The 18,291-nt window shown below is 62.1% G+C and carries 18 protein-coding genes; 13 read left to right on the forward strand and 5 right to left on the reverse strand.

Features of this window, described 5'->3' with window-relative positions; genetic code table 11:
- The coding region (locus tag AC04SG_RS20025) for an integrase core domain-containing protein (protein WP_488552556.1) at positions 1-154 on the forward strand (154 nt) is incomplete at its 5' end.
- Between the two features lie 178 nt (positions 155-332).
- The gene (locus AC04SG_RS20030; protein ID WP_488552452.1) at positions 333-785 is read left to right on the forward strand and encodes a tetratricopeptide repeat protein; all 453 of its coding nucleotides are present in this window, start codon (positions 333-335) and stop codon (positions 783-785) included.
- Between the two features lie 422 nt (positions 786-1,207).
- On the opposite strand, the gene AC04SG_RS20035 is transcribed toward AC04SG_RS20030, so the two are convergent.
- Positions 1,208-1,582, reverse strand: a complete 375-nt coding sequence (locus AC04SG_RS20035; protein WP_477345599.1) for a hypothetical protein — start codon at positions 1,580-1,582, stop codon at positions 1,208-1,210.
- A 198-nt stretch (positions 1,583-1,780) separates the two neighbouring features.
- Here AC04SG_RS20035 and AC04SG_RS20040 point away from each other — a divergent pair, with 198 nt between their 5' ends.
- Positions 1,781-3,223: a LuxR C-terminal-related transcriptional regulator gene (locus AC04SG_RS20040; protein WP_488552453.1), complete on the forward strand. Its 1,443-nt coding sequence runs from the start codon at positions 1,781-1,783 to the stop codon at positions 3,221-3,223.
- Positions 3,224-3,430: 207 nt separating this feature from the next.
- Here AC04SG_RS20040 and AC04SG_RS20045 read toward each other — a convergent pair whose 3' ends face one another.
- Complete coding sequence (locus AC04SG_RS20045) at positions 3,431-4,462, reverse strand: GlxA family transcriptional regulator (RefSeq protein ID WP_477345601.1); 1,032 nt, start codon at positions 4,460-4,462, stop codon at positions 3,431-3,433.
- Between the two features lie 98 nt (positions 4,463-4,560).
- Between AC04SG_RS20045 and AC04SG_RS20050 the strand changes: the two genes are divergently transcribed.
- The 3 genes from AC04SG_RS20050 (at position 4,561) to AC04SG_RS20060 (ending at position 9,232) form a co-directional block, all read left to right on the forward strand.
- Entirely contained in the window at positions 4,561-5,967 is a 1,407-nt protein-coding gene (locus tag AC04SG_RS20050) for an FAD-binding oxidoreductase (RefSeq protein WP_488552454.1), read from the forward strand.
- A gap of 333 nt (positions 5,968-6,300) precedes the next feature.
- The gene (locus tag AC04SG_RS20055) at positions 6,301-8,193 is read left to right on the forward strand and encodes a tetratricopeptide repeat protein (protein WP_488552455.1); all 1,893 of its coding nucleotides are present in this window, start codon (positions 6,301-6,303) and stop codon (positions 8,191-8,193) included.
- Positions 8,194-8,533: 340 nt separating this feature from the next.
- Positions 8,534-9,232, forward strand: a complete 699-nt coding sequence (locus AC04SG_RS20060; RefSeq protein ID WP_488552456.1) for a winged helix-turn-helix transcriptional regulator — start codon at positions 8,534-8,536, stop codon at positions 9,230-9,232.
- Between the two features lie 73 nt (positions 9,233-9,305).
- Here the strand turns inward: AC04SG_RS20060 and AC04SG_RS20065 are convergent, their stop codons facing one another.
- The 3 genes from AC04SG_RS20065 to AC04SG_RS20075 are packed head-to-tail and all read right to left on the reverse strand — an operon-like array spanning position 9,306 to position 11,387.
- Complete coding sequence (locus AC04SG_RS20065) at positions 9,306-10,082, reverse strand: amino acid ABC transporter ATP-binding protein (protein ID WP_488552457.1); 777 nt, start codon at positions 10,080-10,082, stop codon at positions 9,306-9,308.
- Positions 10,082-10,738, reverse strand: a complete 657-nt coding sequence (ehuD, locus tag AC04SG_RS20070) for an ectoine/hydroxyectoine ABC transporter permease subunit EhuD (RefSeq protein ID WP_488552458.1) — start codon at positions 10,736-10,738, stop codon at positions 10,082-10,084. Before ehuD ends, AC04SG_RS20065 begins: the two co-directional genes overlap by 1 nt.
- On the reverse strand, positions 10,728-11,387 hold the full coding sequence (locus AC04SG_RS20075) for an amino acid ABC transporter permease (RefSeq protein ID WP_488552459.1): 660 nt from the start codon (positions 11,385-11,387) through the stop codon (positions 10,728-10,730). Before AC04SG_RS20075 ends, ehuD begins: the two co-directional genes overlap by 11 nt.
- Before the next feature lie 390 nt (positions 11,388-11,777).
- Between AC04SG_RS20075 and trbB the strand changes: the two genes are divergently transcribed.
- The 7 genes from trbB to trbL are packed head-to-tail and all read left to right on the forward strand — an operon-like array spanning position 11,778 to position 18,289.
- A complete protein-coding gene (trbB, locus tag AC04SG_RS20080) occupies positions 11,778-12,761 on the forward strand; it encodes a P-type conjugative transfer ATPase TrbB (protein WP_488552460.1) in 984 nt (327 codons plus the stop codon).
- Positions 12,758-13,090 (forward strand): TrbC/VirB2 family type IV secretion system protein, encoded by a 333-nt coding sequence (locus AC04SG_RS20085; RefSeq protein ID WP_488552461.1) that lies wholly within the window; start codon positions 12,758-12,760, stop codon positions 13,088-13,090. The genes trbB and AC04SG_RS20085 overlap by 4 nt, the downstream gene beginning before the upstream one ends.
- Positions 13,090-13,371 (forward strand): VirB3 family type IV secretion system protein, encoded by a 282-nt coding sequence (locus AC04SG_RS20090; protein WP_135880879.1) that lies wholly within the window; start codon positions 13,090-13,092, stop codon positions 13,369-13,371. The genes AC04SG_RS20085 and AC04SG_RS20090 overlap by 1 nt, the downstream gene beginning before the upstream one ends.
- 10 nt (positions 13,372-13,381) lie before the next feature.
- Positions 13,382-15,832: a conjugal transfer protein TrbE gene (trbE, locus tag AC04SG_RS20095; RefSeq protein ID WP_488552462.1), complete on the forward strand. Its 2,451-nt coding sequence runs from the start codon at positions 13,382-13,384 to the stop codon at positions 15,830-15,832.
- Entirely contained in the window at positions 15,829-16,587 is a 759-nt protein-coding gene (gene trbJ / locus AC04SG_RS20100; protein ID WP_488552463.1) for a P-type conjugative transfer protein TrbJ, read from the forward strand. Before trbE ends, trbJ begins: the two co-directional genes overlap by 4 nt.
- Before the next feature lie 11 nt (positions 16,588-16,598).
- Complete coding sequence (gene trbK-alt, locus AC04SG_RS20105) at positions 16,599-16,916, forward strand: putative entry exclusion protein TrbK-alt (RefSeq protein WP_488552464.1); 318 nt, start codon at positions 16,599-16,601, stop codon at positions 16,914-16,916.
- 2 nt (positions 16,917-16,918) lie between these two features.
- A complete protein-coding gene (trbL, locus tag AC04SG_RS20110) occupies positions 16,919-18,289 on the forward strand; it encodes a P-type conjugative transfer protein TrbL (protein WP_488552465.1) in 1,371 nt (456 codons plus the stop codon).
- Positions 18,290-18,291: the final 2 nt, after the last annotated feature.

Consider the following 18,291-nt stretch of genomic DNA (forward strand, 5'->3'; position numbering starts at 1 on the left):
TGTCGCCTATCCGACCTCAGACAGCCGTGCAGCCGAGCTTCCAGTCTGGCTCCACAGATATAATTGGCATCGTCCGCACGGCAGCCTAAAATCCAAAACACCAATCAGCCGCCTCGGCTCGAACCAGGACAACCTGTTGAGGCTCCACATCTAGTCGAGCTCGAAGGGAAGTCGGCGAACCTCGAAGCGTTGGACCTATCCCTTAGGGGCAGAGCGATACTGTTTGCAGAGAGTCCATCTCCGGACCGGGCGCGCGCCGGCATCGAACTCATGCGCCGTGCGCTTGCCGTCGATCCCACCCTGCCCGGGACGTCGCCCTTTCAATAGCGTTCTTGACCATGGCCGTGAACCGTTGGCTACCGGACGTCACCGCCGGGGTCGCTGAAGCACGCCGATGCGCCGATGCCGCCGTCGAAATCGATCCGGACATTGCACTAGGCTATGGCATCTCGTCGATTGTGGCCTTGATGGAAAAGGACGGCGCCCGCGTCGAGACCGACTCCCTCAAGGCCTTCGAAATCAACCCTAACCATACCCTCGTTCAAGTGGGACGCGGCAATGCGTTCACGCACGGGGGCCGGCCACTGGAAGCTATCCCCTACTTTGAGGAGGCCATCCGGCTCGACCCGGCGCTGACTCACCAGAACCTGCACCACCTTGCAAGGGCGTACCTCTTCGGAGCACGCTACGAAACGGCAGCATCGCTGCTCCGGGCGCGCATCCTGCTGGTCCCAAAAACCGATATGTCGCGGATACTTGTGCTCGGCGCTTGGTCATTTGGGTGAGGAGGCCCGCCGAGTCTGGAACGATCTAACTGCCATCAACCCGGCCTATTCACTTCGGGAACGCCTTTCGAACTTCTGGTTCGCCAGTCCGTCCGATCCGGAGCGAATTATTGAAGGTGCCGCCAAAGCAGGTTTGCCGATCTAGCGCACAATTCCGGTGGTGGATCCTCGGATATTACCCTAGTCGCTGTGAAGGAGCCTGCGGATACGCGTCGATACTACAATGTCCGATTATGGCACCTTTCATACGGGCAGCCTTGGGGCCGGAAGCGGACTGGCAGCTTCAGGCTGCGAGTCTTCGTGAGCGGACATAAATGGGTGGCGTGGGCATTGTCAGGATCTGACCCGATCCGGACCTTCGTTTCATGACGTTCTACGGACTCGAATCAGCCTTTCGGATTGCATATCGTCGACTAGGAAGGTCATTCATCGCGCCAGTATGGGTGGGAACAGCTGAATTGGCGCGAGCCAACCAGACGGCGTTTGGCGCCCAATATCGTTCCTTGGACCTGCGGATCATTCGCGGTCATATCGGGTACGACAGTGTAACCCTGGTCGACAAGCTGCAGTTTCAGCTCTGCCAAGTGGCGCCTGAATCCGTTTTCGATGTAGCTGCGAGGATACCGCCATCCGTTCCTGCATGCTCGCACGAGGATGTCGGAATATAGTTCAGCGCTGGCAGCTTTCACCGCTGCTTCGGAAATCAGTTTGCCGTTAGTTTGGGTGCCTTCGGACAAGCATGGCCCCGCCGACACCGACAGCACCAGTATTGCGGTCAAGACAGACAACTTTGTCATGGAGGCCCTCCGTGTTCTGAATCGACCTGGGCCTGCCAAGCGACCAGACCCTGCCGACCTGCGGAGGCTAGGATGCTGACCCGTCGGATGGAATCGTGCAAATGCAGTGTTTTCGATGTCGCATCTGTAGTATTTTCACGCTGATGTAAGGTCATCGGGTTCTGGCCACAGGTCGGCAGCGGAAGGGAAACCGGAACGATGTTTCGCGCCGTAGGCAATCCTCTCGCCGGCTTGTCGGATCGGGAGTTGCTGGTCGCGGCAAAGTTCGCGGAGGGAATGACTTATCGCGAAATCGGCGAAACACTCTTCATAGCGCCTACCACCGTTCGAACCCATCTTTCGGCCATTTATCGGAAGCTCGATGTTCGCAGCAAAGTTGCGCTTGCTGCGTTCCTTGCAGATCACCTCCAGCAGGACCGCAGCCAGGCACCACCGGGAAGCGTTTCGACCGACGAGTCGGGTCCGCCGGTCCTCGCAGTTCTCCCGTTCGACAATCTAGGCGGAGAAGAACGCTGGACTCGTATCGCGGATGGTTTGTCGGCGGACCTCATAGTTGATCTCGCCCGCTACCGGGACCTTGCGGTGATCGCCCGTCAGACAATGCTTTCTTACAAGGGACGGCGTGTTGACGTGCGAGCCCTCGGACGAGAGTTGAATGCCGACTACGTGATCGAGGGAAGTTTTCAAGCGGACGGGCAGCGGGTGCGCATCCGCGTCCAACTCGTCGACGCACACACAGGGGTCGATGTTTGGACGGTGCGTTACGATCGTTCCGCGAAGAACCTGTTTGCGATGCTGGACAGCGTGACCGAGAACGTCATCAATGTCCTCGCAACTTGCCACGGTCAGCTCGCCAATCTGCGCCGTGATGCGGCTCGTCGGAAGCCTCCAGCAAGTTTGCAGGCCTATGACTGCTATCTGCTTGGGCTTGAGCAGAAGCACCTTTTCACCCGAGAGTCGAACAAGGAGGCGATACGGCTTCTGGCGCGTGCGATCGAACTCGACCCGGGTCTAGCAAGAGCCTGGACCGCGCTGGCACTTGCGCACGCTGTGGACGCTATCAACGGGTTTACCGACAACGTTTCCGGCTCGATCGAGAGCTGGAGCAAATGTGTCAAGCAAGCGCTGGCGCTCGATCCGGCCGATTTTTACGCCCGCATAATGCTTGCTGATCTTCGAGCATTGCAAGGCGACGTCGAGGCTGCTGTCGAAGAACATGACCGAGTGTTGGCGGCTGCTCCAAATGACGCTGACTCACTTGCCTTCCTTGCGGGTAGCCTTGCTCTTGTTGGCAGCGACCCGATGCGGGGATACGAACTGGCCAAGCGAGCGGTCCGGCTAAATCCTCATGTTCCCTGGTATTACGGAATGCTTGCGCGATGCAGCTACGTTCTAGGCCTTTATCGGGAAGCGCTGGTCGCGCTACGTCAATCTGCGCCAGATTCACCCGCCACACTTCTGTTTCTGGCAATAGCTCATGCGATGCTCAATGAAACGCCTCAGGTCGCCAGGATCAATTCGCGACTGAAGCACGAGTTCCCGGACTTCACACCCGAAGTGTTTATCAGCACCTATCCGGTTACCAATCCTGTCGCCATTGCTGCGATCAGAGAAGGCGCCCGTCGCGCGGGTTTGGCGTAGCTTCATTCCTGGTCAACACTGGACGCGTGGTAGCTCGCTCGGGCCTAGGTCCTATATCGTTGCCACAAGCGGCGAATGTCCGCTGGTGGCGCGACTACGACCTACAGCATGGCCATCCATGACGTCTGCTTCTGGGCGGAGACGAGTTCATCTTTATGGCCGACTTGAGGCGCAGAGCGAAATATCGGCATCGCGTCGCAGCGAGATTCAATCGCGGCTCAGAGCTCGCCGGAGAGCACTGAAACGAATGCGATATTGCGCCGGCGTCAGCCCGACCTTGCGGCGGAAGAGACGCCCGAAAAAACTCGCATCCTCGTAACCGACTTCATTGGCCACTGCTTCGACAGGGAGATCGCCCGTCTCCAGCAACTGCTTGGCCTGCTCGAGCCGGAGCGCGTGGATGTAGTCGATTGCCTTCATTTCCGTGGCCTTGGCGAAGCGGCGCACGAAGGAGCGCTCGGACAGGCCTGACAGCTTGGTCATTGCGGCGACGGGCGCGGGCGTCCGGTAGTTGCGTTCGGCCCATTTCTGGCAGCGGTTGATCACCCCGTCGTCGGTCTGGCGAAACCGCATCAGCGCGGCGAAGGGCTGCTGGCCCATATCGTGCCACTGCAGCATGTAGACCTTGGCGACCTCCATCGCCTCCCTGAGGCTGACGAAGCGCGCGATCAGATAGAGGGCAAGATCCTGCCAACTCGAGCCGCCCCCGGCCATGACGATGCGCTGGGCCTCGCCGCTCAGCACGAGCGACTGGCCCGGCCTCACCTTAACGCCGGGATAGTTGTTCGTGAGCGTCTCGACATAGCCCCAGTGAATGGTGGCCTCGCGATTGTCGAGCAGCCCGGCCTCGCCGAGCAGCACCGCGCCAGAACATGCGCTGGCCAGCATGGCGCCGTCGTCATGCGCTCGCTTCAGCCAGGCGGCTTCGGCATCATACTGTCCGGCAACGCTTTCGCCCGGATTGACGAAGAAATCTGGAATACAGACGATGTCGGGGTGCGGGCAATCGGCAAGGCCGTGGTCTGGGCGCACCCAGATGCCGTTTGCCGCGCGAAACGGGCTGCCGTCCCCGGCAACCACATAGGGCCGCATGCGCGGCGTGCCTGCGGCTCCGCTGGTGATGAACAGGAAATCCCTGCCGGGCGAGGAAAACAAGTCGAACATGCCGTAGATCGTGGAGGCGGTAGCCTCCGGAGCGGCAAGGATCGCTACATTCAATGGTCTGGTCTGTTCAATCATGGCAGAAATGACCGCCTTCCAGCATTTTCGACTTTAGCGGCCGTGCCCGTGCCGCGCTAGCGTGTGTGCGTGCGTGCGTGAAACGAGGAGACCGCCCCATGGCCGCCACCGCTACCCTTGCATCATCGAGCATCGAAAGCTTCCGTTCCATCTTGCAAGGTGAGGTGCTGGAGCCGTCAAACTCATCCTACGACACGACGCGAACCGTCTGGAACGGCATGATTGACCGCCGTCCTACCCTCATCGCGCGTTGCCGGAATGCCGCCGATGTCGTGGCGTCGGTGAATTTTGCGCGCGAAAACGGGCTGGTGATCGCGATCCGCTCGGGCGGTCATAATGTTGCAGGCTACGCCGTCTGCGACGGCGGGCTGATGATCGACATGTCGCTTATGAAGGGCATACAGGTCGCGCCCGACCTCGACCGTGCCTTCGTCGAGGGCGGTGCCACCTGGGCCGATGTCGATGCGGCCACCACCCCGCTTGGCCGCGCTACGCCGGGCGGTCTCATCTCGGCGACGGGCGTTGCCGGCCTGACGCTTTCTGGCGGCATCGGCTGGCTGCGCGGCAGCCACGGTCTCAGCGTCGACAATCTGCTGGCCGCCGATCTGGTCACCGCCGATGGCAACCTCATCCATTCCGACGCGACGCAGAACCCGGATCTCTTCTGGGCGCTGCGCGGCGGCGGCGGCAATTTCGGCGTGGTGACGAGCTTCGAGTTCAAGCTGCACCCGATCGAGCCGGAGCTGATGTTGTGCGGTCCGACCTATCCCGAGGAGCGTGCCAACGAGATCATTCCGCTCTGGCGCGACTTCATGCAGACCGCACCCGATCGCCTAAGCGGCCTGGCGGAATTCTCCACGCTGCCGGACGATCCCTCGATCCCCGAGCATGCAAGGGGCCGGCGCGTCCTGGCGCTCGCGCATGTCTATGACGGACCGGCCGACGAGGGCGAGCGCGTCGTGGCGCCGTTGCGCAGCTTTGGGGAACCGCTCGTCGATTTCAGCGGCCGCATGTCGTATCGAACCATCCAGTCGCTCTATGACGGGCTGTTCCCGAAAGGCCGCGACCGCTGCTACTGGAAATCCACCTACCTCTCGCGCCTCGACGACGAGGTCATCGAGGAGATCACCGTGCGGATGGCGAAACGGCCCTCCGAAATGACCTTCACCTCAATCTGGAAGTTCGGCGGTTTCGTTCAGCGCGTTGCAGCCGATGAGACTGCCTTCGGCGACCGCTCCATGCCCTTCATGCTCAGCCTCGACGCCATTTGGCCAGGCGCTGACGAGGACGATGCGAACATCGGCTGGGTTCGCAGCTTCTGGCAGGACATGCAGCGCTACTCGACCGGCCGCCTCTATCTAAACTTCCCCGGCCATGGCGAAGGAGCGGATCTCGTGTGCGACGCCTTGGGAGCCGATGCCTATGCGAAGCTCGCCAAGATCAAGCACAGATACGATCCGGACAATCTGTTCCGCCTCAACCAGAACATCCTGCCAATGCCCTGACGCACAATCCAAATCCGGCCTACGGTGGCTACTCTCATTTCGGCCAAGGCGGTTTTGATCGCTCTAAGTCGCGAGCGACGCCCGCGTGGTCGCCGTGATGTCCGCTTTCAACAGATCTGCCCGCAACGGCCGATATGAGGCGTATTGCTGACCGACAGCTTTTTGGCCGGAAGCGGACTTGCGGCTTGGAGGCTTGGAATGTGAGAAGCGGACGTTCAGGCGCCCCCGTGCATCGACGCGATCTGACCCATCTCGGAAGTCGGGCCGGATAGACTCCAGGGCAGATCACCAATACAATCCCAGGTGCCGGGTTTCTGAAAGTATTCAACCCACATGGCCGAGATTCGAACCCAACGCCGCCTTGCCGCGATTCTGGCTGCTGATGTCGTTGGCTTTTCGCGCCTCATGGAGCACGACGAGGCTGGCACACTGGCCGCTCTCAAAGCGCGGCGGCGCGATGTTCTGGTTCCATTGGTTGCCCAGCACCACGGCCGCGTGGTCAAGGTGATGGGCGACGGTGTGCTGGTGGAATTTGGCAGTGCGGTTGATGCCGTCCAATGCGCCGTCGAATTACAAAAGGGTTTTACCGGGGCCAACGAGAGCGTGGCGAAGGCCTACCGCATCGTCCTGCGTATCGGCATCAATCTGGGCGACGTCATCGTCGAGGGCAGCGAGCTCTATGGCGACGGTGTCAACGTGGCAGCCCGGCTGGAGGGTCTGGCTGAGCCCGGCAGCATCTACGTCTCCGCCACCGTGCACGATCATGTCACCGGCAAGCTGACACTGGCGTTCGACGATCTCGGCGAGCACGCGCTCAAGAATATCGCAAAGCCGGTGCAGGTTTACCGCGCCGGAATAGGGGGGACCCGCAAACGCGCGGTGCAACCGGTGCCTCAACTCCCGGATAAACCCTCGATCGCGGTTCTGCCCTTCGTCAACATGAGCGGCGATCCCGAGCAGGAGTACTTTTCCGACGGCATCACCGAGGACATTATCACCGACCTTTCGAAGGTGTCCGGACTCTCCGTGGTCGCGCGCAATACGGTCTTCACCTTCAAGGGCAAGGCGGTATTAATCGAGGAAGTGGCGAAGAAGCTGAATGTCGCCTACGTCCTGGAAGGAAGTGTACGCAAGGCTGGAGGACGGGTGCGCATCACGGCTCAGCTAATCAATGGTCGTGGCGGCGACCATATCTGGGCCGAGAGATATGACCGGACGCTGGACGATATCTTCAAACTGCAGGACGAGATTTCCAAGACCATAGTCGATGTCCTCAAAGTGAAGCTGTTGCCCGAAGAACTGGAGACTATTACAAACCGCTCGACCGACAACCCAGAGGCTTACGAGACGCTGTTGATGGGCAGGTCGTTCCTCAATAGGGGAGTCGAGACCAAGTTTATCAAAACAGCGCAGCGACTGTTTGCCAGAGCTGTTGAAATTGACCCAAATTATGCGCGCGCTTATGCCGCTTTGGCTGATTGTGAGTGGCTTCTGTTGACTTGCAACGATCCCGACGCCAGCTTCGAGGCAGTCCTTTCCAACAGCGCACGGGCGCTGGAACTTGAGCCAGGTCTCGCCGACGCCCACGCATCACGTGGCGGGGCCTTGTTCGTACATGGCCGGTATGCCGAGGCGGAGGTGGAGTTCGAGCGAGCTTTAGAGTTAGACGCCAGTTCTTCCGATACCTATTTCGCTTACGGCCGGAATTGTTTCATTCAAGGTCAATACGAGAAAGCTGCCGCTCTGTACCAGCGTGCCGCATCGTTGTCACCCGATGACTATCGGGTCTGGACCAATCTAGTGATGGTCTATGTTTCACTTGGCCGCAGCGACGACGCCAAGGAAGCAGCAAGGCAAGGTGTTCTGGGTGTGGAGAAGGAAGTCAAAGCGCATCCCGACAATGCCACCGCGCTATGTTACGGCGCCACAATGCTGGCGGAAATTGGCGAGATTGAACGCGCGCTATCGTGGGCCTCCCGTGCTGAAATGTTCGCCGGCGACAACATTGCGGTTCAATACAACATAGGCTGTTTTTATGCGAAGCTGGGCAAGACGGAGCAGGCTATCGATTGCCTGGAACGTCAGCTAACTGCATCACATGCCTACCTCATTTTGCGCATGCCTTGGATGCGTCAGGATAGCGACCTCGACTCGCTCCGCGCTCATCCCCGTTATGTCGCGCTTGTCAATCGGATGGGGGCCCAAATAGCCGCGACTGGGGCTTGAATATCAGCAGGCCACGAGGAGAGTGAAGCAATGACTCTGAATATGATGCCCAGAAAATGAGTTGGTTGAAGGCAGGTCCGTTCCAGGCGCAACTACGCCCTCAAGCGCGGTCGCCGGTAATGTCCGCTGTCAGGTGGTGGCACAACTAACTTTAACGGCCGACATTGGGCGCAAAGCCGCCGTCTCGATGCATTCCCGCTTTATCCATAAGCACCCGAGACTCGGGCTGAGGCGCGACTCAGAAAGGTCGAATAGATTCAAAGAAACCAAGGGATATTGTCATCGCGCCCATTTGCGCGCTAGTCAGCGCTATGACGCGTCGAACCCGGTTGATGGACTCATGAAGCCGCTGGTCCTGATCGCCTCGAAGGACCCGGATTTTTTCCTGGTCTTCGGGCACATACTTTCCGTAGCCGGCTTCGAAACACAGCTGATCACGGGAGACCGGGAAATCGCACGCGCCATCGCGGCCACAACCCCGCTTGCCATGATCATGGACTGCAATCCAGGGGACCGTGCAATCGTCAAGCAGTGCGCCTGGCTGAAGTCTAGCGCCGCAACCAAAGGGACGCCGGTCGTGAGTCTGGTTGCCCCGCGTTCGGGCAAGCTGCATCTCGATTTGATCAAGGCTGGCGTCGACGAGATATTTTCGCGGCCGTTCGCCCCCGAACAGCTTCTGGCCTGGCTGCACGGCAAAGCGGGCCTTGCGAAGCTATCGCGCGAAACGGACTCGGGTGAGTTGGTTCAGGGCGATTTCCGGCTCGAGCGGCAGACTCACCGGACATTCTTCAAGCAAAACGAGATCCTGATGCCACCGATCGAGTTCAAGCTTTTGCGCAGCCTTTTGGGGCAGCCTGGCAAGGTCTTCAGCCGCGAGGAACTGGTCGCGACCGCCTGGCCTGAACATGCCGCCGCGACCGATGTGCGGGGCGTCGACGTCCATATAGCCAGGCTGCGCAAAAGGCTTCGGGCGTCCGTGGGAAGCGATGTGATCCGGACGGTCCGCTCGGCTGGCTACGCGTTTGCGCCGGACTGGTGACCTGCTCGGCGATTCCGGCAGTTGGCGCTCGTGCGCGCCCATTGCCGGCACGCCGGTCCACACGCATCTGCTCTCAATGGCTCAGGATGGTATCCAGGAACAGCCGGGCGCGTGGGTGAGCGGCTGTTGAGAAAAAGTCTTTGGACGAGGCATGTTCGACAATGCGGCCTTCGTCCATGAAAACGATCTCATCCGCGACTTCGCGTGCGAAACCCATTTCATGGGTCACGCAGACCATGGTCACACCGCTTGCCGCCAGCGCGATCATGACGTCCAGGACTTCCTTGATCATTTCCGGGTCGAGCGCCGAGGTGGGTTCGTCGAACAGCATGATGCGGGGATTGAGGCAAAGCGCGCGCGCGATCGCCACGCGTTGTTGTTGGCCGCCCGACAACTGGGCCGGATAGGCCTGCGCCTTTTCGGGGATGTGCACCGCTGTCAGATGCTGCATGGCGATCTCTTCGGCCTCCCGTGCCGGTTTCAGGAGAACGCGGCGCAGCGCCAGCGTGCAGTTGGCGAGCACGGTGAGGTGCGGAAACAGGTTGAAGCTCTGAAACACCATGCCTGTCTGCCGGCGCGCCTTCGTGGTATCGCGGCCATCTTTGTCCAGAGTTGCCGCTTCGAACTGAATCGTTCCCTTTTGGAAGGGCTCGAGACCGTTGATGCAGCGGATCAAGGTCGACTTGCCGGAGCCGGACGGTCCGCAAACGACGATGCGTGCGCCTGCTCGTACGGAAAGATCGATGTTTTTCAAAACGTGCAGGGCACCGAACCATTTGTTGAGGCCGTCGATCCGGACATGAGCGGTGGATTGAAGGGCCGGGACTGGAGGTGGGGCTTGAGCGAGCATCAGCGGCGTCCAACTGCAAGGCGCTGCTCGATGCGCTTCACGCCATAAGCAAGTATCAGCGCTAGCGCGAGAAACAGGATGCCGGCAACGGTCAGCGGCTCTGCGTATCGATAGGTTTCAGAAGCGATATCGAAGGCGCGTCCGAGCATTTCGGGCACGGCCAGGATTGCAAGATAGGGCGTCGCCTTGAGGATCGAAACAAGATAGTTGCCCAACGGTGCCGCGACGTTGCGCAACATCTGCGGCGCGATGACGAAAACGACCGTGTCGCGGCGGGTGAGCGACAAGGCTCTGGCCGCTTCCTGCTGGCCTTTTGGGATCGCGTCGATGCCCGCTTTGAACACCTCCGCCAGATAGCCGCTGTAGTACAGGCTCAGCCCCAGTATGCCGACTGTCATGGCGCCAAGCCGGATCCCGTAGAAGGGCAGGACGAAATAGAGGAAATAGAGCCAGGCCAGAACCGGCGTCGAGCGGATGAAGTCGATCAGGAAGCGGACGGCGAGACCAGTCACACCGCCCCCGCGGCGGGTCAGTTCGAAAGTGAAGCCAAGCGCCGAAGCGCCGAGACAACTCAACACCGTCGCGAGCAGAGTCGTTCCGATCGCCGCGATGATCGTCGGGACGGTCGATAGTGCGAAATCGAAGTTAAATCCCACGCGGCGTTCCTCTTTCGGGATTGACCCGCGCCTCGAGCCAGCGGCCTGCAAGCGCGATCGGATAACAGACGACGAAGAAGGCCAGCAGCAGCGCCGAATAGATCGCCACGGGGTCGTAGTCGGTCTGCGCGATTTCCTTGGCGCGGAAGGTCATGTCCGTCAGCGTGACCAGCGAGACGAGGGAAGTCGCCTTGACGAGCTGGATAAGGTTGTTGACAAAGGTCGGGCTCATCGCGACCAGCGCCTGCGGCAGCTCGATCAGGAGCAGGATCGCCGGGCGCGAGAGGCCGAGCGCCATGCCCGCCTCGCGTTGGCCGGCGGGCAGAGACTGCAACCCGGCGCGAACCGCCTGGCTGGCATAGCCGCCAGTGTTGAGACCGAGCACCAATGCACTGACGGTGAGCGCCGACAGAGTGACCCCCATCACCGGCAGCACGTAGTAAAAGAAGAAGAGCAGGACGACGACCGCTGAGCTACGCCAGAATTCGATCACGGCGGTAACCAGAAAGCGCGTCATGCCCGTGGTCAGAAACTGCGCGACGCCGAAGACGAGCGCGAAGGGGACCGCAAAGACCAGGCCATAGGCGGTCACCTCCGCGGTGACGCCCAGCCCCTGCAGAATGCCCAGCCAGATCTCGATCATGTTCACGGGGTGCCTCAACTGTTCGTCGGGGCGGGCGGCGACGATGTCAGTATCGTTTCGGCGTGCCCGAGGAGGGCGGTTTTGCGCCGAGAAATCGCGCTCTCCGGACCGGACCTCATGACACCCTCCGCGCCGTGGAAAGAACGATCGCCTGTAGGAGCAGGCCATCGGTGGTTCTCTCATAAACCCGGTGGGAATCGAATGTCAATAAACATATACTTACTATTGCGAAAGTTTACATTATAGTGCGAGTGCCGTCGGCACCGCCGTTGGCCGGTAATTGCGCGCTACGCTACGATGACGGCTGAAACTCGTTGAATCGGACCGCTTCAGGGCTCTTTTGATCGTCCCCGACCGGGCGTTGCTTGACGCGTTCCCGGCTCAAACGGGGACAGGATGGCTACATCGCACAACGATACCGAGGGACGCGCGCGCAGCTCGCGCATGCTGCGCACCGCGCTCGGACCCGCCATCGCCCGGTTTCTCGACGATCCCGCGATCGTTGAAATAATGCTGAACCCGGATGGTCGTATCTGGGTGGATCGGCTTTCGGAAGGTTTGGCCGATTCAGGGGAAATGCTGGCGCCTGCCGCTGGCGAGCGGATTGTGCGCCTGGTCGCCCATCATGTCGGCGCCGAGGTCCATTCCCGTTCCCCGCGCGTCTCGGCCGAGTTGCCGCAGACCGGCGAGCGTTTCGAGGGCCTGTTGCCGCCTGTCGTCCCAGCACCCGCCTTCGCGATCCGCAAGCCTGCGGTGGCCGTGTTCACGCTCGATGACTACGTCGCGGCAGGAACAATGTCCGCCGGTCAGGCCGCGATATTGCGCGACGCGGTTGCCGGTCGCGCGAACATCCTTGTCGCCGGCGGCACATCGACTGGCAAGACCACCCTCACCAACGCGCTGCTCGCCGAAGTGGCGAAAGGGATGGATCGGGTCGTCATCATCGAGGACACCCGCGAACTGCAGTGCGCGGCGCCCAACCTTGTCGCAATGCGCACCAAGGATGGCGTCGCCACGCTGGCCGACCTGGTTCGCTCTTCGCTGCGCCTGCGGCCCGATCGCATTCCCGTCGGCGAGGTGCGTGGCTCCGAGGCCCTCGAGCTGCTGAAGGCATGGGGAACCGGCCACCCCGGCGGCATCGGCACCCTTCATGCGGGCTCCGGCATCGGCGCCCTGCGCCGCCTTGAGCAGCTTATCCAGGAAGCCGTCGTCACTGTCCCGCGTGCCTTGATCGCCGACACGATCGGCCTCGTCGCCGTCCTGTCCGGACGTGGCACCGCGCGACGGCTTAGCGAACTCGTCCGGGTCGAGGGTCTCGGCCCTGACGGCGATTATCGCATTGCTAAAGCCACATCGATCAACCCAGGGGAAACCTCATGATCCGCCTCCTTGTACGCTGCCACCGCCGCCTGGCCACGGGGGCCACCGCCCTTGCCGTCAATCTCCTGGTCGCCTCGAGCGCCCACGCGTCAGGCTCCTCGATGCCGTGGGAACAGCCCCTCGAAAAGATCCTGCAGTCCGTCGAGGGACCGGTCTCCAAGATCATCGCCGTCATCATCATCATCGTCACCGGCCTGACGCTGGCCTTCGGCGACAGTTCGGGCGGCTTCAGGCGGCTCATCCAGATCGTTTTTGGCCTTTCGATCGCCTTTGCGGCGTCGAGTTTCTTCCTGTCGTTCTTCTCGTTCGGCGGCGGAGCGTTGATCTGATGACAACCGCCCTTGAACAACTCGACGCGGTGCCGGGATGGACGGTGCCGGTTCACCGGGCGCTGACGGAGCAGATCCTGCTCGGCGGCGCGCCGCGCGCAATCGCGATCCTGAATGGCACGCTTGCGGGCGCTGTTGGTCTTGGGCTGCGGCTGTGGCTGGTCGGTCTCCTCATCTGGGCAATCGGACATCTCACGGCGGTATGGGCCGCCAGGCGCGATCCTCTGTTTTTCGAAGTTGGGCGCCGACACCTGCGGCTCCCCGGACATCTTTTGGTTTGAGTGCGCCGCTATGATGAGCCTTGCCGAATACCGCCGGACCGCTGCTCGCCTTGCCGACTATCTGCCTTGGGCAGCTCTCGTCGCGCCTGGCGTCGTGCTCAACAAGGATGGCAGTTTTCAGCGCACCGCGAGGTTTCGCGGCCCCGATCTCGACTCCGCCGTCGCGGCAGAGCTTGTTGCGGTGGCGTCGCGCATCAACAATGCCTTTCGTCGCCTCGGCTCGGGCTGGAGCGTCTTTGTCGAAGCGCAGCGGCACGAAGCCGCCTCCTATCCCGAGAGCCAGTTTCCCAATGCGGCCTCCAGCCTGCTCGATGCCGAGCGCAAAGCCGATTTCGACGAGGAGGGGGTCCATTTCGTATCGAGCTACTTTCTCACATTCCTGTTTTTGCCACCGCCCGAAGACGCCACGCGCGCCGAGGGGTGGCTTTATGAAGGTCGCGACCAGTCGGGCGCGGATCCAGGCGAGATCGTGCGCGCCTTTGTCGACCGGACAGAGCGCGTGCTGTCCCTGCTCCACGGGTTCATGCCGGAATGCCATTGGCTCGATGACGGCGAAACGCTCACCTACCTGCATTCGACCATCTCGACCAAACGCCATAAGGTGCGCGTCCCCGAGACGCCGATCTATCTCGATGCGCTGCTGGCCGATGAACCGCTCGCCGGCGGGCTCGAGCCGCGACTTGGCGACAAGCATCTTCGCGTGCTCTCGATTGTCGGCTTCCCGACCGCCACGACACCCGGCCTGCTTGATGACCTCAATCGGCTGGCCTTCCCCTACCGCTGGTCGACCCGAGCGATCCTGCTCGACAAGGTCGACGCTGTCCGACTGTTGACCAGAATACGGCGGCAATGGTTCGCGAAGCGCAAGAGCATCGCCTCGATCCTCAAGGAGGTGATGACCAACGAAGCGTCAGCCCTCCTCGACACCGACGCCGCCAACAAGGCGGCCGACGCCGACACGGCGTTGCAGGAGCTCGGCGCCGACATGGCGGGCATGGCCTATGTCACCGCCACCGTCGCCATATGGGATTGCGACCCGCGCGTTGCCGACGAGAAATTGCGGCTTGTCGAGAAGGTCATCCAGGGCCGCGACTTCACGGCAATTGCCGAGACCGTCAACGCCGTCGACGCCTGGCTTGGTTCCTTGCCCGGGCACGCCTACGCCAATGTCCGTCAGCCGCCCATCTCAACGCTCAATCTCGCCCACATGATGCCCCTTTCCGCCGTGTGGGCGGGGCCGGAACGGGACGAGCATCTGGTCAGCCCTCCCTTGCTTTACGGCAAGACCGAAGGCTCGACCCCGTTCCGGTTGGTCCTTCATGTCGGCGATGTCGGTCATACGCTGGTCGTCGGTCCCACTGGCGCCGGCAAGTCGGTGCTGCTCGCGCTGATGGCGCTGCAGTTCTGCCGCTACCGCAAGGCTCAGATATTCGCCTTCGACTTCGGCGGCTCTATCCGCGCCGCTGCGCTCGCCATGGGTGGCGACTGGCACGATCTCGGGGGGCACCTCACCGAAGGCGTGGACGCCTCCGTTTCGTTGCAGCCGCTCGCCCGGGTTCATGACACGTACGAGCGCGCCTGGGCAGCTGACTGGATCGTCGCTATCCTGATGCGCGAGGGCATCCAGATCACCCCGGCCGCAAAGGAGCATATCTGGGCGGCGCTGACGTCGCTTGCCTCGGCTCCCGTCGAGGAGCGCACCATCACCGGGCTCAGTGTGCTCTTGCAAGCCAATGATCTGAAACAGGCTTTGCGCCCGTACTGTGTCGGAGGCGCTCACGGCCGATTGCTCGACGCCGAGGCCGAACACCTCGGCCAGGCTTTGGTGCAGGCGTTCGAGATCGAAGGACTGGTGGGCACGCAAGCCGCGCCGGCTGTCCTGTCCTATCTGTTCCATCGCATCGGCGACCGGCTCGACGGGCGTCCGACGCTGCTCATCATCGACGAAGGCTGGCTCGCCCTCGACGACGAGGGGTTTGCCGGGCAGTTGCGCGAGTGGCTGAAGACGCTGCGCAAGAAGAACGCCAGCGTCGTCTTCGCCACCCAGTCGCTTGCCGATATCGACAATTCGACTATTGCGCCGGCGATCATCGAAAGCTGTCCAACCCGGCTGCTGTTGCCCAATGAGCGCGCGGTTGAGCCGCAGATTACCGCCATCTATCGGCGCTTCGGCCTGAACGACCGCCAGATCGAAATCCTGGCGAGAGCGACACCCAAGCGCGATTACTACTGCCAGTCCCGTCGCGGCAACCGTCTCTTCGAGCTCGGCCTGTCCGAGGTCGGGCTGGCACTTTGCGCCGCATCCTCGAAGAGCGATCAGGCCCTGATCGGCAGCATCATCGCCGAGCATGGCCGCCACGGCTTCCTGGCGGCCTGGCTGCGTGCCCGTGACGTCGGCTGGGCCGCCGACCTCATTCCCAACCTCACCCTTCCCGAACCTGAAAAGGATTCCCAACCATGACTGTTCGTCAAAGCCGACCACGCGCCCTTCTTGTGGTCGCGGCGATGCTCGCCGCCCCGGTCGCCATCTCGCCGATGATGACTGCGCCAGCCTATGCCTTCATCGTGTTTGATCCATCGAACTATTCCCAGAATGTTCTGACGGCCGCGCGTTCGCTGCAGCAGATCACAAACCAGATCACCTCGCTTCAGAACCAGGCTCAGATGCTGATCAACCAGGCGCGTAACCTGGCGAGCCTGCCTTTGTCTTCGCTGCAGCAACTGCAACAGTCGGTGCAACGCACGCAACAGCTTCTCGGGCAAGCACAAAACATCGCCTTCGACGTCCAGCAGGTCGACAAGGCCTTTCAGCAGCAATACGGCAGCGTGTCGCTCTCTGCATCCGACCAGGAGCTCGTCACGGACGCGCGCTCGCGCTGGCAAAACACGGTGGGTGGCCTTCAGGACGCCATGCGCGTCCAGGCGGGCGTCGTTGGAAACATCGAGTCCAGCCGCGCACAGATGTCGGCGCTGGTCGACGCCAGCCAATCGGCGACGGGAGCGCTGCAGGCGACGCAAGCTGGCAATCAGCTTCTTGCGCTCCAGGGCCAGCAGCTCGCGGACCTGACCGCTATGGTCGCCGCCAACGGCCGCGCCCAGGCTCTGAGTGAGGCCGAGCGTGCCGCCGCGGTCGATCAGGGCCGCGAGCAACGCCGCCGCTTCCTGGCGCCAGGCTCCGGCTACGAGGCCGGCTCGGTCCAGATGTTCAACCGCTGAGATCGAAGGCCATGGACGGAAAACCGCTCGCTCGCACGGTGGCTGTCATCTTAGTCGCGGCCGCCGTCACGGCAGCCGCGCTCGGTATGAGGCGGAACGAGAACAAGCCGGCGGGCGAGGGCGCGCACACAACCGCAGGCTCGATGCCGAACCCGCTTCGCGATGGTCTGCGCCGCTGCCAGGTCCTCGGCGAGGCTGCCCTGCGTGACGATGGATGCGCCCGGCTATGGGCCGAACAGCGCGATCGCTTCCTCGGTCTCAAAGAACCATCGGGGCGTTCGATAGGCGAGCCGGAAGCGCCAGATGCGGCCCTGCACAAGGCCCGATAAATATGGGCAATACCGGTGTCATCGACCAATTCCTGGCCACTTTCACCCGCTACATCGACAGCGGTTTCGGCCTGCTGGGCGGCGAGGTCGCCTTTGTCGCCACCACGCTGATCGTCATCGACGTGACGCTCGCCGCGCTCTTCTGGAGCTGGGGCGCTGATGACGACATCCTTGCGCGGCTTGTCAAGAAGACGCTCTTCGTCGGTGTCTTCGCCTATCTGATATCCAACTGGAACGGACTCGCCCAAATCGTGTTCGAGAGTTTCTCCGGTCTTGGTCTCAAGGCGAGTGGAACCGGCTTCTCGGCACAGGACCTGCTGCACCCCGGCAAGGTGGCGCAAACCGGTCTCGATGCGGGACGACCATTGCTTGACGCGATCTCCGGTTTGATGGGCTACGTCTCCTTTTTTGAAAACTTCATCCAGATTGCTTGCCTGCTCTTTGCCTGGGCGCTCGTCCTGCTCGCCTTCTTCATCTTGGCGGTCCAGCTCTTTGTGACGCTGATCGAGTTCAAGCTGGCGACGCTGGCGGGCTTCGTGCTGATTCCCTTCGGTCTCTTCGGCAAGACTGCCTTCATGGCCGAGCGCGTGCTCGGCAACGTCATCTCGTCCGGCATCAAGGTTCTGGTGCTTGCCGTCGTTATCGGCATCGGATCGACGCTCTTCGGCGAATTCACCCAAGGCTTCGGCGGCGAGAGCCCCACCATCGACCAGGCCATGGCGATCGTGCTGGCGGCGCTGTCGCTGCTTGGCCTCGGCATCTTCGGTCCTGGCATCGCCAACGGCCTCGTCGCGGGTGGACCGCAGCTTGGCGCCGGTGCGGCCGTCGGCACTGGCCTTGCCGCGGGCGGCATGGCGGTTGCGGGCTATGGCGCGGCCGGCCTGGCGGCGCGAGGTGGGACAGCCGCATTCTCGGGAGCGGTGTCAGCCGCGCGTGGCGGCACGTCACTCGCTGGCGGCGCCTCGGCCGCTTATACGCTTGGCGCCGCGGGCCAAGCTGGCGCGGCAGGCATCGCCTCCGGCTTGGGCGGCATTGCGCGCGCCGGCGCTGCGGCAGCAGCCTCCCCCCTCAAGCGCGCCGCCGCAAACACCGGTCAGGCGCTTAAGTCCAGCTTCGCCTCCGGCGCCAGTTCGGCGGCTGAAATCACCGGCGGTTCGTCGACCATGGGAACGATCGGCGGCGCCGCGTTGTCAGCCGCGGCTCCTGCGTCAGGCGCGGGCAAGCCATCCGGCACTCACGCACAGCCGGAATGGGCCAGACGCTTGCAGCGCTCTCAACGCCTCTCTCACGGCGCCCAGGCCGCCGCCCACGCGGTACGCGCCGGCGACAGCCATGGCGGCGGAGCTTCGATTTCTCTTTCTGAAGGCAAATGATC

Source organism: Mesorhizobium sp. CNPSo 4684 (genome assembly GCF_057784315.1).